We start from the raw sequence: 291 nt of genomic DNA, 5'->3' as shown, positions 1-291 counted from the left end.
GGTGACGGTACCAGTATTGTTGAAGACGCCGCCGTCTACGGAAACGGCGGCCGTTGTGCCGTCGTTGGTGTAGATACCCCCTGTCTCAATACTTACACTGCTGATACTGCCAGTGGATTCGTTGGTGACATCGCCGTAATTTTTAATGGTGACTTTACCGCCGCTGACGGTTCCCGCATTGCTAATGTGTACGGTTTCTGTTGCAACCGGATTGGTGATGATGGTTTCACCGGTCAGCGTTTCACCCTCGGCGGTAATCTCATCACCATCTCTAAAGGAAAGGGATACATT

Annotated in this window: 1 protein-coding gene; it reads right to left on the bottom strand. The window is 51.2% G+C overall.

Going from position 1 to position 291, the window contains the following annotated elements:
- On the bottom strand, positions 1–291 hold a 291-nt coding region (locus tag J4G32_RS20920; protein WP_210497595.1), incomplete at both ends, for a hypothetical protein.

The sequence above is a fragment of the Microvirga antarctica genome (assembly GCF_017921815.1).
GTDB lineage: Bacteria > Pseudomonadota > Alphaproteobacteria > Rhizobiales > Beijerinckiaceae > Microvirga > Microvirga antarctica.
The sequence above is the reverse complement of the archived record's forward strand: the minus strand, read 5'-3'. Positions and strand labels throughout refer to the sequence as shown.